We start from the raw sequence: 15,192 nt of genomic DNA on the forward strand, positions 1-15,192 counted from the left end.
CCCGCCAGGGGGAGGTGGCGCGGCGAAGCCGTGACGGAGGGGGAGGACACGGAACAGACGTGTCGCTTACCTCCCCCTCCGTCATGCCTGCGGCATGCCACCTCCCCCTGGCGGGGGAGGATTTCTCTACGATGATGAATGTCGATCCGGCCTCGAACCGGAGAGGAATCACCTCACCCGCGGCCGATCAGCCGCTGTGCGATAGTGTCGGCGACTTCCGCGGCGGGGCGCCCGGTGCGCTCGCTCTCGTCCCAGACCTCGTCGAGGCGGGCGGGGATCTTGGCGATGCGCGCCATCACCTCGGCTTCGTCGCCCTGGCCGAGATATTCGAGGCCGACGTTGATGATACCGCCGGCGTTGATGACGTAATCGGGCGCGTAGAGGATGCCGCGATCGTGGAGGCGGTCGTAATCCTCGCGCGTCGCGAGCTGGTTGTTGGCGCCGCCGGCGACGACCTTGGCGACCAGCGTCGGGATCGTCGCCTCGGTGAGGATCGCACCCAGAGCGTTGGGGCTGAAGATGTCCGCCTCGACGCCGAGGATCGCGCCGGCCGCCACCGTCTCGGCGCCGAGTTCGGCGCCAAGCGCCTTGGCGCGCTCGGCATCGACGTCGGCGAGCGTCAGGCGCGCACCGTCCTTGGCCAGCAAATTGGCGAGGCCACCGCCGACCGAGCCGACGCCCTGGATGGCGACGTGTACGCCCTTCATGTCGTCGGTGCCGAGGCCGCGCTTGGCCGCCGCCTTGACGCCGAGATAGACGCCGTGCGCGGTGTACGGGCCAGGGTCGCCGCCCGCCGCGCCGCTGGCCACGGGCAGACCGCTGACGAATTTGGTCTCGCCGGCGATGACCTTCATCCGCGCCTCGGACATACCGACGTCTTCCGCGGTGACGTATTTCCCACCGAGCGATTCGACCGCGCGGCCGAACGCCTTGAGCCGGTCCTCGCCGATCACCGCACCCGGCGCATCGGCGAGGATGACGCCCTTGCCGCCGCCGAGCGCGAGCCCGGCCATGGCGTTCTTGAAGCTCATGCCGCGCGACAGGCGCAGCGCGTCGGTCACCGCAAGGTCGCCCGAGGCGTAATGCCAGAAGCGGGCGCCGCCGGCGGCCGGCCCGAGATGCGTGGAGTGGACCGCGATGATGGCACGAAGACCGGACGCCCGATCAGTGAAGGCGTGCACGCCCTCATGAGAATCGAAATCGGGAAGATCCCATACCGAGGTCATAGCTCACTCCGCTGGCAGAAAATTGCGACAACTCGCAATATTGTTTCTCGACACCTTTGGCTAGTCCCGAACTGGACCCAAGCGGGGAGAAGGTGGAGAATGGGGCGACCGACGGGACTTGAACCCGCAACTTCCGGCATCACAAGCCGACGCTCTAACCAATTGAACTACGGTCGCCGCGAACGCATGCGCCCCTAGCGGGGCCGAACGCCCCGCGTCAAGGCCATCAGAAGCTTCCTTCCACCGAAAGTCGATATCCGCCCGCGCCGGCGACGAAGCCGGAGGCCGCCAGCCGCTGGGCCGCGGCGGGGTCGGTGGGATTGATGCGTAGCGCCGCGGTGTAGCGGCCCTGCCCCGTGATGCGCAGCTCGATCCCCTCGGTGCCGGCCTGGCTGACGAGCGGCAACAGCAAGGCACCGCCGTCGCAGCGTGCCGCACCGGAGAGTTCGGCGGGCAAGGCGATGCCGGCCGCCTCGCCGATCAGCCGGGCGCGCACGCGGCCCTCCGCCTTGTCGCAGACGCCGTCGGCGAAATGGACGGTGACGCCTTCCAGCGCCAGTTGGTTGACCGGCAGCGGCGCGAAGGCGGCGCCGGTCGGCAGCGTCGCGGTCATGTCGTCGATGCCCTGGCCGTGGCGGCTCATCGTGATCGCGCCGTGGATCAGGCCGGGATCGCCATCGACGACGACGCGGGCGCGACCGATCAGCAGCGCGAAGGGCGACAGGCTGGCATCGAGCGATCCAAGAGCGAGAGCGCCGAAGCGCGCCTCGTTGAGCCGCCCGTCCCAGACGCTGCCGGTGACGGTGCGCGCCGAAAAGCCCTGTTCGCCGAGGCCGATCGCGCCGAGCACGAGGCGTAACGGCAAAAAGACCAGCAGGGCGAGCAGCATCAGCGCGCCGAACAACGCGGCCGGGCCGGTGCGGAGCCGGATGCGCCTCATGCCGCGCGCGCCCGGACGACGAGGTCGGCGGCGACGCTGCCGTCCTGATTGTCGCGCCACGTCGCCGACTCGACGAGGATGCCGTTCGCTTCGAGGCCACCGAGCCAGCGGCCGAGCGCGGCGGGCTTGGCCGCCTGGATCGTCGCATGGACGCGGCCGCCGCCGGAATCATCGACGGTGGCGAGCGCGAGGCCGGCGGCGTCGGCGCGCAGCCGCAGCGTGTCGGCGAGCGAGCCGCTGAGCGGTACGCGCCGGCCGGCGGAGCGGAGCAGATCGACCTCGTCCTGCGTCCCGGCGAAGCGGACGACCGCGTCGGCATAGCGTTCGCGCGCGCTCGACAGGCCGTCGCGGACGGGCAGGATGATCCCGCCCCAGATGATCGTCACGACGAGCAAGGCGAGCATGGCGAGAATCATCCGCCGTTCGCGCAGCGATCGCCCGACGAACCAGTTGCGCAGGCCGCTCATCGCCGGGTCACCGTCATCTCGCCCGTCACCCTTCCGTTGGCGGATTGGAACGTCCCCGCGGTGACGGTGAAGCCCGCCGCCTCAAGTGTCCGCTTGAGATCGGTCGGCAGCGATTCGCGCGCCGCGCCGACGCCGATGCGGACGCTGCCGTTCGATTGGAAATCGAGCGATGTCAGTTCGGTACCCGGCGTCGCTCGCACCGCGTCGTAGATCGCGGCGACCGTTGTGGTGAAGCCGAGCCCCGGCCCGCGCACCGCCGACAGGCGTTCGGCGAGCTGGCGGTCGACATCGGTCACCGTCTCGCCGCGGGCAAGGCCGGTGCGGCCGAGCGCCTCGGCGCGGCTTTCCAGCGCGTCGGCACCGAAACTATATTTGGCGATGCGGACGAGATCGATGCCGAGCGTGACCAGCAGGATCGCGGCGCCGAGCAATGCGAGCCGGCGGACGAGCGCCCAGTCGATGCCGATACGGCGGCGACGGCGGGCGAAGGCGCCCTGCCGCAGATCGAGCGCGGGTGCCGCGGTGGCGGCGTCGAGCGCGATGTCGATCGCCTCGCGGTCGAGCGTCTGCTGCGGCGTGTCGCCGATGACGAGATCGGTAAGCGGCGCCTCGTCGGCGAAGCCGGTCGTGCGGCTGCGCACCAGCGCCGCGCCGGCGATCGTCGCGCGGACATAGCCCTCGTCGGGACGCGGCAGCAGCAAGGGCGCGGGGATCATCGCGAGCGGGTCGATCCCCTGCGCGGTGAGATCGGTGAGCCATTGCGCCATCTGCGCCATCGCGACGACGGCGATGGGGCGTTCGCCCTCGCCCTCGTCACCGACCGCGACGTGCAATTCGGCGAGCGGCGTCGCGCTCGCCTCCGCGACGAGCAGCCGGGCGGCGGCGATCGCCTGCGCGGGCGAACGGACGGGCAGCTCGGCCCAGTGGAGCGCGACCGCGTCGGCGGGAACGATCGCGATGACGGGGTCGTCGCCCGCCGGTGGCAGGCCCTCGCCGTCGCGGAGGATGCCGTCGGCGCGGCGGAGCCAGCGATAGCCGCGGTCACCGGAGGGGAGGAACAGGAGCGTCGTCATGATTCGTCGCCCCATTGCCGCGCAACGAGCCGCGCGGGAAGCCGGCTTGCGTCGATCAGCGCCCTTTCCTGCAATTGCGTGCCGCCGTTGCTGACGTCGATGGCGAGCGCGAACCACGTCGAGGTGACCGCGAGGCCGCCGTTGCCGCCGTCGGGCGAGGCGCCATTGCCGGCGAGATTGAGAAAGGTGCTGGCGTCCTTGAAGCCCTGCGGCGGGCGGCGGAGCAGCATGCCGCGGATCGCATCGGCCGACAGGTTGCCGGGAAACATCATCGCGATCAGCGGCGCCTGTTCGGGAAGGAGCGTGTTGATGTTGATCGGCGCCGGCTCAGCCTTCGGCAGGGTGCAGATCCACGGGCGGAGCTGCGCGTAGATTTCGGGCGTGACGCCGTCGACCGCGCGCAGCTCGCTGGGGTCGGCCATCAGCGTGCCGGCGGTGCGATACGGGGTGGCGCGGGCGAGATAGACGGGGTCCTCGGCGCCATTGCCCTGCTGGTCCTGATCGGTGTCGATCCAGTCGGCGGCGGCGGCGGCGATCCGCTCGGCGGACTGCGCGGGGACGTTGAGCGAACGCATCAGCCGAACGAACTGGATGCGCTGGGTTATCGCCTGTGTCGACGTGTAGACGCCGGGGCCGAGGCGGGTGACGAGGCCGTTGAGGTTGAAGCAATTGCCGCCGTCGCGCACCCGCGCCACCGCGAGGCCGCCGCCGGGCAGCGGCAGGCCGAACGGGCGGTTGCTCCAGCCGCCGGCCAGCGTGACGCGGTCGCGGCTGGTGCCGAGCATGTCGGTGACCTTGGTGGTGGCGAGCGCCTCGGCAGCGCGGGCATAGCCGCGCGCCTGTTCGCCGGCGAGCGCATTGCCGGCGAGCCGCGTCGTCAGCCGCAGCCGTTCGAGCGCGGTGCCGGCGAGCACCGCGATCATCGCGACGAGCAGGAGGACGGTGAGCAGCGCGGCGCCGCGCTCGCGGTCAGCGGCCATTGCGTTGTCCGGGGGGCGTACCGGTGGCAGCAGGGGTCGGCGAGCCACCCGGATTGGGGAAGCCGCCCGGTACCGGGCTCGCGCTGCTGCCCGCGCCGACGAGCAGCATCAGGCGGAAGGCGGTGCCGTCGGTGCGACGGACGGTGATCTCCGCGGCCTGCGGCAGCGCGGCACCTTGCGTGCCGTCCCAGCGGTCGCTCCACGCGCCCTTGTAGCGATAGCGCGCACCGACGCCGGCGACCTTGTCGAGCAGCGTCACCGCGGGCAGCGGCGCGGCACCGTCGAGCATCGGATAGGCGACGCGCAGCAGGGTATTGCCGTCGAGCTGATAGGCGACCTTCTGCGCGCTCGCCCGCGGCGCGGCGTCGACGTTGGCCCAGCCGGTGCGGACGAAGCGGATGCGGCCGTCACCCTCGCCGGTGAAGGCGGGGAGCAGCGTGCCGCCCTCGTCCCGCGCGGGGCGGTCGACCGCTTGGCCGAGATCGCCGGCGAGCAGCGACGCGGTGCGGTTGAGCGCGGCGATATCGTCGAAGCGCTTGCCGGTGGCGGTCTGCGCACGGACGCTGAAGGTGAGGATCGCGACGCCGGCGGCGGCGATGAGGCCGAAGATCATCAGCGCGATCATCACCTCGACGAGGGTGAAGCCCGCTTGCGCGGTCGGGCGGGACGGCAGCCTGGCGATCACGACGGCTGGTCCGGCGGGCGGATCGCGGTGGTGCGGCCGACGATCTGGCCGGTGCGGTTGGTCACCGTGACGTCGATGCGGACGATCGCGGCGTTGCCGGTGCCGCGCACCTGCCGCACCCAGGTCCAGCTGCGGCCGCCGTTGACCTCGCTGCCGGTGGTGCGGCCGGCGACGGGCGGCTGCGCCTCGGTCACCGCGTCGTTGGCGACGTTGCGCGCGACGAGGCCGGCGACGAGGCTCTCGTCGAGCGTATGCGCGCCGCGGATCGTCGCGGTCTCCAGCCGCAGCAGCGCGAGCACGGCGAGGCTGAACACCGCGAGCGCGACCATGATCTCGATGAGCGTGAAGCCGCGCGTCCGCATCAGCTCGCCACCCGGACCGAGCCGTCGGCGGCCATGTCGATCACCGCGCGCGCGCCGCTGCGGGTGAGCGTGATCTGCGCGGGGCGGTCGGCGAGGCCGGTGGGGTCGAAGATGATGCGAAGGCGGCCGCTCGCCTCGCCGGTGGCGGCGACGGTGCCCGGCGTCCAGCGTTCGACGCGCAGCGGCTTCTCCGCCATCGCCACCCACTGTCCGGCGCCGCGGCGGTCGAAGCCATAGCCGCCGGCGGTGACCCAGATGCTGACCGGCCGGGCATCGACGATCGCGGCGTCGTGCGCGGCGCGGGCGCGCAAGGCGAAGCGCGCCGCCTCGTCCGCCACCCGGCCGCGGGGATCGGGCATGTTCCACACCGCCACGGCCGCCGCGAGGCCGATGATGGTCACCACCACCATCAGCTCCACAAGCGTGAAGCCCTTTTGGGCGTAACGCCCACAAGGACACAGGCCGTTGCGGCGCGGGGCCATGGTTATTGCCAGCTGGTGATGTCGGCGTTGACGCCCTCGCCGCCGTCCTTGCCGTCGGCGCCGAGGCTCCAGACGTCGGCCTCGCCGTGCTGGCCGGGCGAGGCGTAGAGATAGGGGCGGCCCCAGGGATCGGGCGGCAGCTTCTTGATATAGCCGCCGCGCTGATATTCGGCGGCGTTGACGCCGGCGGGGGCGGTGACCAGCGCCTGCAGGCCCTGCGACGTGGTCGGGTAGCTGTTCATCTGGAGCCGGTACATCTCCAGCGCGCCTTCGATCGTGCTGATGTCCGATTTGGCCTTGGTGATCTTGCCCTTGTCGCCGGCGGGCAGGACGTTGAACGTCACGATCGCGGCGAGCAGGCCGATGATGACGATGACCACCATCAGCTCGACGAGCGTGAAGCCTTCGTCGTTGCGATGGCGCTTCTTGGGTTCGGTAGGCATGTGGGTCCTCATTGGCCGGCCAGCGTATTGAGCTGGAGGATGGGCAGCAGGATGGATAGCACGATCGTCGCGACGACGCCGCCCATCACGACGATGATCGCGGGTTCGAGCAGCGACAGAGCGGTGGCGGTGAAGCGGTCGAACTCGCGCTCGAGATAGTCGGCGGCGCGCTCCAGCATCTCGTCGAGCCGCCCCGCCGCCTCGCCCGACGCCGCCAGATAGGTGAGCAGCGGCGGGAAGACGTTGGCGCGGCGCATCGCCGCCGACAGGCTGCCGCCGCCGCGGATCGCGTCGACGATCTCGTCGGAGGCGGCGCGCAGGCGGCGGTTGTGGATCGTCGAGGCGGTGAGCGCGAGCCCTTCGAGCAGCGGCAGGCGGCTGGCGATCATCGTGCTCAGGGTGCGCGACATGCGCGCGGCGTGGAGGTCGCGGAACAGCCGGCCGAGCAGCGGCAGGCGCAGCAAGGCGGTGTCGAAGGCGAGGCGCAACGCGGGGTCGCGCAGCGCATACCACGTGCCCACCACCACCAACGCCACGCATAAAGCGATCAGCCACCAATAGCCGACGAGGAAGTCGGACAGGCCGATGACGATCCGGGTGAGCAGCGGCAATTGCTGTCCGACCGTATCGAATTGCTCGACGACCTGGGGCACGACGAACATCATCAGCGCGGTAACGACGCCCATCGCGACGACCGCGAGGATGGTCGGATAGGCGAGCGCGGTGATGAGCTTGCCGCGGATCTCCGCCTGCCGTTCGAGCAGCGCGGCGAGCCGGTCGAGGATCGTCGGCAGGCTGCCCGAGCTTTCGCCCGCCGACACCATCGCGCGATAGAGCGGCGGGAAGCTCTTGCCCTCGCGCGCCATCGAATCGGCGAGGCGGCGGCCTTCGACGACACCGGCGTGGACGTGCGCGACGATCGTGCGGACGCTGTCCTGTTCGGTCTGGCGGGTGATGGTGCGCAGCGATTCCTCGAGCGGCGAGACGCGGTTGAGCGTCGCGAGCTGGCGGGTGAAGAGCGTGAGCTGCTTGACGCTCATCTTCTTCGAACCGAATTTGATGCCGAACAGCGGGCGGCTGGTCGCGGCGGGCGGCGCGCCGGGGTCGAGGCGGACGACGTAGAGCTTGCGGCGATCGAGCTGCGCGCGGGCGGCGTCGAGCGACGGCGCGGCGACGTGGCCGCGCTGCTCCTGGCCGCGGGTGTCGATGGCGAGATAGTCGAAGTCAGCCATGCAATCCTCCCCGGCACGGGGAGGGGGACCAGCCGCAGGCTGGTGGAGGGGGGGCGCCACGCAGCGCAGCGGTCGGGGAAGCCCCCCTCCACCACCGCTGCGCGGCGGTCCCCCTCCCCGTGCCGGGGAGGATTTGCGGCGCGCTACGCATCGTCCACCACCACGTCGGTCGCATCCCTGCGCGACACGCGCACCGCCTCTTCCGGCGTCGTCAGCCCGCGGCGGACCAGCGTCTCCGCCGCCTGCGCGAGGCTGGGCGTGCGGGCGAAGGCGTGGGCGGCGATCGCGGTTTCGTCGGCGCCGTCGTTGATGAAGCGGCGGATCGTGTCGTCGACGCGCACCGCCTCGAACACGCCGATGCGACCCTTGAAGCCGGTGTGGTTGCAGGCGGGGCAGCCGACCGATTCGTAGACGATCGCCTCGGGCTCGATGCCGAGCAGCCCGGCGACGCCGCTGGCGCCGGATACCGGGCGGCGGCAGACCTGGCACAAGCGGCGCACCAGCCGCTGCGCGATCACCGCGCGCAGCGTCGAGGCGAGCAGGAACGGTTCGACCTTCATGTCGCGCATGCGGGTGATCGCGCCGATCGCGTCGTTGGTGTGGACGGTCGAGAGCACGAGATGGCCGGTCAGCGACGCCTGCACCGCGATCTCCGCGGTTTCGCGGTCGCGGATTTCGCCGACCATGACGACGTCGGGGTCCTGCCGCAGGATCGCGCGCAGGCCGGCGGCGAAGGTCAGCCCGACCTTGGGATTGACCTGCGTCTGGCCGACGCCCTCGACGGCATATTCGACCGGGTCCTCGACGGTGAGGATGTTGCGGCTGCCGTCGTTGAGCAGCCGCAGCGCGCCGTAGAGCGAGGTGGTCTTGCCCGAACCGGTCGGGCCGGTGACGAGGATGATGCCGTTGGGCTCGGCGAGCGCGCCGCGCAGCAGCGTGTACATCCGCTCGTCCATGCCGAGCGCGTCGAGGTCGATGCCGGCATTGTCCTTGTCGAGGATACGCAGCACGACGCGCTCGCCGGCGCGGCTGGGCAGGGTCGAGACGCGGACGTCGAGCAATTTGCCGCCGAGGGTGAGGCCCATGCGGCCGTCCTGCGGCACGCGCCGCTCGGCGATGTCGAGCCGCGCCATGACCTTGATGCGGCTGACCACGACGGGGGCGACGTGCGGCGGCATGCGCAGCGTCTCGCGCAGCACGCCGTCGATGCGCATGCGGACGATGAGGCCCGTCTCGTACGGCTCGATATGGATGTCGGAGACGCCGTTGCGCGCGGCGTCGGCGATGATGCCGTTGATCAGGCGGATCGCCGGCGCGTCGTCGGCGGTGTCGAGCAGGTCCTCGGCGGTGGGCAGCCCCTCGGCAAGGCTGTCGAGCTCGTCGCCCATGCCGACCGCGGCGAGCGCATTGGCCTGGCCGTCCATCGCATAATGGTCGGAGAGCAGACGGTCGAACTGCGGCGCCTCGACGATCGACACGTCGAACGGACGGGCGAGATAGCGGCGGATTTCGAGCAGGGTCTTGGGATTGGCGCCCGCGCGTAGCGCGACGGTGAGGTGCGTGTCGGCCTCGGTATGGGTGACGACGACGCCGTGCTTGCGCGCGAAGGCATAGGGGATGGCGAGCATCGGGAGCGGCTCGGCCGGCGCGGGGGGCTCGGGGAGGACGAGGGTTTCGGGGGCGGTGTCGAGCGGGGCGTCGAGGGCGTCGCCGGTGCGGATGATCATAAGCGGGCTCCCCATGGGTTCGTCATGCCCGCGGCGGCGGGGACGACGGCTTTGCGGGATGTGGGTTCGCCCTCGCGTTTCGTCATCCCGGCGGGGGCCGGGATGCGTGGGTGCGAAACGCCGAGGGTGTGCGCCGACGCCGGTTGCGCCGTGTCCGTGGGTCCCGGCGTTCGCCGGGTCGACGAAGGGGTGGGGATGACAGTGTTGGGGGATGGGGATTCGCCCTCCCCGCTCGTCATCCCGGCGGAGGCCGGGACCCATGGGCGCGGGACGCCGAGGGTGCGTGCCGACGCCGGTTGCGCCTTGTCCATGGGTCCCGGCCTCCGCCGGGATGACGCGCTGGCGGCGCGCCTCACCGGTCCCTCGGGCGAATGACCTTCGTCGTGTTGTGCTGGATGGGGACGGCGATGCGGGGGTCTTCGATGTTGCCGGGGATCGGGGCCGAGGGGATCGGCGGGGCGGCGCCCATGTAATCGCGGACGAGCTGGTCGATCGACGGTTCCTCGCCCGGCGATTGCAGGCCCTGTTGCAGGCGGATGTAGCCGTAGCGCTGCTCGGCGACCTTGCGGCTGTCGGCGGCGTTGCGCAGGATCGTCGGGCGGATGAAGATCATCAGATTGGTCTTGTTGCGCGACTTGGCCTTCGACTTGAAGAGGTTGCCGAGCAACGGAATGTCGCCGAGCAGCGGGATCTTCTCGATCGTGCGGCGCTCCTCGTCGCTGAGCAGGCCGCCCATGACCGCGATCTGACCCTCGTCGACGGTCAGCGTCGTCTCGATCTCGCGCTTGTTGAGGATGAGATCGCTGTTGTCGCTCGACACCGGGCCGGCGATCGAGCTGACCTCGAGGCGCAGGTTGAGCTTGACCGTGCCGCTCGAATTGACCTGCGGGCGCGCGGTCAGCTCGATGCCGACATTCTCGCGCTGCGTGGTGCGGAAGGTGTTGTCGAAATTGTTCGACAGCGCCTGTCCGGTGGTGATCGGGATCTCCTGGCCGACGAGGCTGTGCGCTTCCTGATTGTCGACGGTGACGAGATGCGGGACCTGGAGCAGGTTGGAGGTGGTGTCGCTCTTCACCGCGTTGATGATCGCGCCGAACAAGACGTCGCCGATCTTGCCGCCGAAACCGCCGAAGCCGCCGGTCGAGCTGAGGATCGAGTTGAGCGCCGATTGCGTCGCCGTGTCCGACGCGGTGTTGTTGGTCACGGTGGTGACGACGCCGTTGGCGATCGTCGTCGTGGTGTTGTTCGACAATTCACGCGCGCCGATCGCGCCGGCGATCTGGAGGATGTTGGGCGCGCTGTTCGAGAAGGTCGAAGCGGCGAAGGCGCCGCCCGAGGGGTTGGCGAGCACGAACTGCGCGCCGAGCCGGTTGACCGTCGCGTCGGACACTTCGGCGACGATGCCTTCGATCAGCACCTGTTCGCGGCGCGTGTCGAGCTGGCGGACGACATCGGCCAATTGGCGCTGGATGTCGGCGGGCGCGGCGATGACGATCGCATTGGCACCCTGGAAGCGGGTGACGACCGCGGCGGTGCGGCCGCCCTCGGTCGAGATCGCCGGCCGACCGTTGGCGGCGGTATTGGCGCCGCCACCGACGCTCGCCTGCTGGGCGGGGGCCTGGTTGAACTGGCGCTGTTGGCTCTGGCCGCCGCCGCCGCCGCCGGTGCTGCTGCCGAAGCCGGTCTGGGTGCGCGAGAGCTGCGTCTCCTGCACCGCATCGGGGGTTTGGCCGACGAGCTGCTGGAGCACGGGGAGAAGCTGCGCGGCATCGGCGTTCTCGAGGAAGACGACGCGGATCTCGGTGCCGTTCTTCGCCTTCTGGTCGAGGTCCTGCGCGACCTGGACGAGCCGCGCGACGCTGTTAGCGTCGCCGCGGATGATGACCGAATTGCTGCTGTCGACCGCGGTGACGCTGGTGCCGACGCCGCCCTGCGCACCGCCCTGCCCGCCCGGCGCACCGGTGGCGAGGCCCTGCAAGGCGGCGGCGATCTCCTTGGCGCTGGCGTTCTTCAAGGCGACGACGCGGGTCGCGGCATTGTCGGCGTCGACGCGGCGCAGCACCTCGCGGATGCGGCGGATATTGTCGCCGAAGTCGACGACGACGAGGCTGTTCGAGCCGCGATTGGCGCTCACCGAGCCCTGCGCGCTGACCAGCGGCCGCACCGTCTCGATCGCCTGCGTCGCGTCGATCGAGCGGAGGCGGACGATCTCGGTGACGAAGCTGTTGCGGTTGGCGCCGGCCGATCCGATGCGGCTCGGCTGCGAGGCGGCGTTGTCGATCGGCTGGATGCGGAAGGCGCCGTTGCCGGTCGGCACCGCGACGAGCCCGTTGGCGCGCAGCGTCGACAGGAAGGTCTCGAAATATTCGGAGCGGCTGAGCGGCCGGTCGGTGACCACGGTGACCTTGCCGTTGACGCGCGCGTCGATGATGAAGGTGCGCCCGGTCACCTTGGCCGCGTCGGCGATGAAGGCGCGGATGTCGGCGTCGCGGACGTTGAGCGTGGTCTGGGCCAGCGCGCCCGTGGGCAGCGCGAGCGCCGCGGTGGACAGCAGCAGGGCGGAGGCGAGCGTCTTCATGGGGGCCGTCTTCATCAATTGGGCGCGATCGTGATGGCGAGCGCAAGCGTCTGCGACCCACGTTCGACGGTGATGGGGATGTTGCCGCCGCCGGCGAAATCGGCGGTGACGCGGTCGAGGTCCTGCGGGCCGCTGACCGGCCGGCCGCCGATCGCGGTGACGACGTCGCCGTCGCGCAGGCCGGCGTTGCGGAACAGCGCGCCCGACCCCTGCGAGCGGACGACGAGGCCCGAGATGCGGCCCGAATCGATGCGCGGGATGAAACCGATCTCGTTGCGAATCTGGTTGGCGCGGATCGCGGCGGGGGCGCCGGTGCCGGGCGACGCCGGCGCGGGCGGCGTGCCGGGGGCGCCGAGCGCGGCGGGCTGGGCGCCGGCGGGCGCGTCGGACTGGACGAGGAACAGATCCTCGGCGGTGCCGCCGCGATCGATCGTGATATGGTCGAAGGCGACCGCCTTCAGCCGGACGCCGGGCTGGATCTCCTCGCCGACGACGACGGCCTTCTGCACATTGTCGGGACCGGCGAGGATCGCCGACCCGCGGCCCGAGGCCTCGTCGACGCGGATGCCGAACAGCGTGAGCTGGAGCGAGGTGACCGTGGCCGGCCCCTGTTGCGGCCCGCCGAGGCGGAAGAAGGGATCGAAACCGGCGAGCACGTCGTAGGGGCGGCCGGGCACGGTGATCGCCGCCGGGCGCCAGTCGCCGAGCGGCGACACCGGCGTGACGAGCGTCCACACCAGTCGCGCGCTCTGCGTCGCCAGCCCTGCGATCAGGATCAGCTCGGCCAGCGAATAGACGTTCACGACGGGCAAGCGGCGCAAAAGGCGCCGCGTGCGCGCGTCGAGTTTCAAGCGCATGAAGTCATCCCGTCCCGCAGCGTCCGCCTACGCATGGCATGTTACGCTTTTGCGGCAAAGAGGGATCATAACGCGACGATGCGGGTGCCGAGCCGTTCGGCCTCCTCGGGGTCGTGCGTGACCATCAGGATCGGCAGCCCGGCCTCGTCGCGGACGCGGCATAGCGCGTCCATGATCTCGCCGCGGCGCGCGCGGTCGAGCGACGACAGGGGCTCGTCGAGCAGCAGGAAGGCGGGGTCGCTGAGCAACGCGCGGCCGATCGCGACGCGGCGCGCCTCGCCGCCCGACAGGGTGCGCGGCCAGCGGTCGAGCAGATGGCCGATGCCGAGCATCGCGACGATGGCGGCGAGCCCGGTGTCGTCGGCGGCACCGTAGAGCAGGTTGGCGCGGACGCGACGGTGCGGGAACAGCCGCGGGTCCTGGAAGACGTAGCCGGCGCGGCGGTGTTCGGGGGCGACATCGATGCCGGCGGCCGCATCGAACAGCGTGCGGCCCGAGACGGCGATGCGGCCGGCATCGGGGCGGAGCAGGCCGGCGACCATGTTGAGCACGCTGGTCTTGCCGATCCCCGACGGGCCGAAGAGGACGGTGAGCCCCTCGCCCGCCTGCAGGTCGAGCGCGACCGATGCCTCGCCGAGCCGCTTCTCGACGCGGATGTCAAAGGACATGCAGCCCCCGGCGGACGCGGCGGGTGAGCAGTTCGGAGACGAGCAGCGCGGCGAGGCTGAGCGCGACCGACATGGCGGACAGGCGCCAGACGGTCGCCTCGGCGCCGGGCTGCTGGAGCGCGGAATAGATGGCGAGCGGCAGCGTCTGCGTCTCGCCCGGCACGTTGGAGACGAAGGTGATCGTCGCGCCGAACTCGCCGATCGAGCGCGCGAAGCCGAGCACCGCGCCGGCGAGGATGCCGGGCAGGCTGAGCGGCAGCGTCAGCGTCCAGAACACCCGCCACGGACCCGCGCCGAGCGTGCGTGCGGCGCTTTCGAGACGGCGGTCGACCGCCTCGATCGACAGCCGCATCGCGCGCACCATCAGCGGCAGCGCCATGATCGCCGCCGCGATCGCCGCGCCGGTCCAGCGGAACAGGACGGTCACGCCGAACCAGCGGTCGAGCAGGCTGCCCAAAGGGCCGTTCGGACCGAAGGCGAGCAGCAGCAGCCAGCCGGTCACCACCGGCGGCACCACAAGCGGCAGATGGACAAGCGCGTCGAGCAGCAGCTTGCCGGGAAAACGCCCGCGCGCGAGCAGCCACGCCAGCGCAAAGGCGAGCGGCAGCACCGCCGCCATCGCGACGCCGCCGACCTTGAGCGACAGCGCGACGATCGTCCATTCCGCCGGCGACAGCATCAGCGCGGGGTGAAGCCGTAGGACGCGAAGATCGCCTTGCCGGGGCGGCTGATCAGGAAGCGGCGAAAGCCCTCCCCTTCCGGATTGCGCGAGGCGGCGAGGCGCGCGACCGGATAGGTGATCGGCGGATGGCTGCGCGCCGGGAAGACCCCGGCGACGCGCACCGCGGACGAGGCCCTGGCGTCGGTGGCGTAGACGATGCCGAGCGGTGCGGCGCCGCGCTCGACCAGCGTCAAGGCGGCGCGGACGCTGTCGCCGCGCACCACCTTGGGCGCGACCGCGCTCCACACGCCGAGGCTGCGCAGCGCCGCCTCGGCATAGCGGCCGGCGGGGACCGGCGCGTCGGCCATCGCCAGCGGCCCGGCGGCGAGCACGCGCGCCAGCGCGGCGGACGGACGCACCGGGATGCGCACCGGATTGCCCTTCGCCGCGACGACGACGAGGCGGTTGCCAAGGAAGGTGACGCGGCTGCTCGCGACGATCAGCCGCTTGGCGGCGAGCGCGTCCATCCACTCCTGATCGGCGGAGACGAACAGATCGGCGGCACCCCCCGCCTCGACCTGCCGCGCCAGCGCCGACGACGCGGCGAAGGAGACGACGGGGCGGGGATGGCCTTGTTTGGCCCAGGCGTCGGCGGCGGCGTTCATCGATTCCTGCAGGCTGGCGGCGGCGAGCACCAGCGGAGGCTTGCGCTGCGCGGCCGCGGGCGCGGCGATCGCGAGCGACAGGAGCAGCAGGGAACGGATCATGACGGCACCTCGGACCAACGAATATATACCGCCGTATACAAGGC

General features: G+C 71.2%; 16 protein-coding genes and 1 tRNA gene. All 17 read right to left on the reverse strand.

The window, feature by feature from the left end:
• Window positions 1-173 precede the first annotated feature (173 nt).
• On the reverse strand, window positions 174-1,226 hold the full coding sequence (locus SFC76_RS10755; RefSeq protein ID WP_322849474.1) for a Glu/Leu/Phe/Val dehydrogenase family protein: 1,053 nt from the start codon (window positions 1,224-1,226) through the stop codon (window positions 174-176).
• 100 nt (window positions 1,227-1,326) lie between these two features.
• Window positions 1,327-1,403 (reverse strand) — tRNA-His (locus SFC76_RS10760).
• 49 nt (window positions 1,404-1,452) lie between these two features.
• A complete protein-coding gene (gspN, locus tag SFC76_RS10765) occupies window positions 1,453-2,166 on the reverse strand; it encodes a type II secretion system protein N (RefSeq protein WP_322849475.1) in 714 nt (237 codons plus the stop codon).
• On the reverse strand, window positions 2,163-2,633 hold the full coding sequence (gene gspM, locus SFC76_RS10770) for a type II secretion system protein GspM (RefSeq protein ID WP_322849476.1): 471 nt from the start codon (window positions 2,631-2,633) through the stop codon (window positions 2,163-2,165). Before gspM ends, gspN begins: the two co-directional genes overlap by 4 nt.
• Entirely contained in the window at window positions 2,630-3,706 is a 1,077-nt protein-coding gene (gene gspL / locus SFC76_RS10775) for a type II secretion system protein GspL (RefSeq protein WP_322849477.1), read from the reverse strand. The genes gspM and gspL overlap by 4 nt, the downstream gene beginning before the upstream one ends.
• Window positions 3,703-4,686 carry a type II secretion system minor pseudopilin GspK gene (gene gspK, locus SFC76_RS10780; protein WP_322849478.1) on the reverse strand — a complete coding sequence of 328 codons (984 nt, stop codon included), beginning with the start codon at window positions 4,684-4,686 and terminating at the stop codon, window positions 3,703-3,705. The genes gspL and gspK overlap by 4 nt, the downstream gene beginning before the upstream one ends.
• Window positions 4,676-5,371 (reverse strand): type II secretion system minor pseudopilin GspJ, encoded by a 696-nt coding sequence (gspJ, locus tag SFC76_RS10785; protein ID WP_322849479.1) that lies wholly within the window; start codon window positions 5,369-5,371, stop codon window positions 4,676-4,678. The genes gspK and gspJ overlap by 11 nt, the downstream gene beginning before the upstream one ends.
• Window positions 5,368-5,733, reverse strand: coding sequence for a type II secretion system minor pseudopilin GspI (gene gspI, locus SFC76_RS10790; protein ID WP_322849480.1), 366 nt, complete (start codon window positions 5,731-5,733; stop codon window positions 5,368-5,370). The genes gspJ and gspI overlap by 4 nt, the downstream gene beginning before the upstream one ends.
• Complete coding sequence (locus SFC76_RS10795) at window positions 5,733-6,215, reverse strand: GspH/FimT family pseudopilin (protein WP_322849481.1); 483 nt, start codon at window positions 6,213-6,215, stop codon at window positions 5,733-5,735. Before SFC76_RS10795 ends, gspI begins: the two co-directional genes overlap by 1 nt.
• A gap of 2 nt (window positions 6,216-6,217) precedes the next feature.
• Window positions 6,218-6,658 carry a type II secretion system major pseudopilin GspG gene (gene gspG / locus SFC76_RS10800; protein ID WP_322849482.1) on the reverse strand — a complete coding sequence of 147 codons (441 nt, stop codon included), beginning with the start codon at window positions 6,656-6,658 and terminating at the stop codon, window positions 6,218-6,220.
• Between the two features lie 8 nt (window positions 6,659-6,666).
• Complete coding sequence (gene gspF / locus SFC76_RS10805; protein WP_322849483.1) at window positions 6,667-7,890, reverse strand: type II secretion system inner membrane protein GspF; 1,224 nt, start codon at window positions 7,888-7,890, stop codon at window positions 6,667-6,669.
• 143 nt (window positions 7,891-8,033) lie between these two features.
• Entirely contained in the window at window positions 8,034-9,617 is a 1,584-nt protein-coding gene (locus tag SFC76_RS10810; protein ID WP_322849484.1) for a GspE/PulE family protein, read from the reverse strand.
• Window positions 9,618-9,969: 352 nt separating this feature from the next.
• Entirely contained in the window at window positions 9,970-12,195 is a 2,226-nt protein-coding gene (gene gspD, locus SFC76_RS10815; RefSeq protein WP_416222415.1) for a type II secretion system secretin GspD, read from the reverse strand.
• A 14-nt stretch (window positions 12,196-12,209) separates the two neighbouring features.
• On the reverse strand, window positions 12,210-13,052 hold the full coding sequence (locus SFC76_RS10820) for a type II secretion system protein N (RefSeq protein WP_322849486.1): 843 nt from the start codon (window positions 13,050-13,052) through the stop codon (window positions 12,210-12,212).
• A 65-nt stretch (window positions 13,053-13,117) separates the two neighbouring features.
• Entirely contained in the window at window positions 13,118-13,720 is a 603-nt protein-coding gene (locus SFC76_RS10825) for an ATP-binding cassette domain-containing protein (protein ID WP_322849487.1), read from the reverse strand.
• The gene (gene modB / locus SFC76_RS10830) at window positions 13,710-14,399 is read right to left on the reverse strand and encodes a molybdate ABC transporter permease subunit (RefSeq protein WP_322849488.1); all 690 of its coding nucleotides are present in this window, start codon (window positions 14,397-14,399) and stop codon (window positions 13,710-13,712) included. The genes SFC76_RS10825 and modB overlap by 11 nt, the downstream gene beginning before the upstream one ends.
• Complete coding sequence (modA, locus tag SFC76_RS10835; protein ID WP_322849489.1) at window positions 14,399-15,148, reverse strand: molybdate ABC transporter substrate-binding protein; 750 nt, start codon at window positions 15,146-15,148, stop codon at window positions 14,399-14,401. Before modA ends, modB begins: the two co-directional genes overlap by 1 nt.
• Between the last annotated feature and the right edge of the window lie 44 nt (window positions 15,149-15,192).

Origin of the sequence: Sphingomonas sp. CD22, from assembly GCF_034556155.1 — a bacterium.
Lineage (GTDB): Bacteria > Pseudomonadota > Alphaproteobacteria > Sphingomonadales > Sphingomonadaceae > Sphingomonas.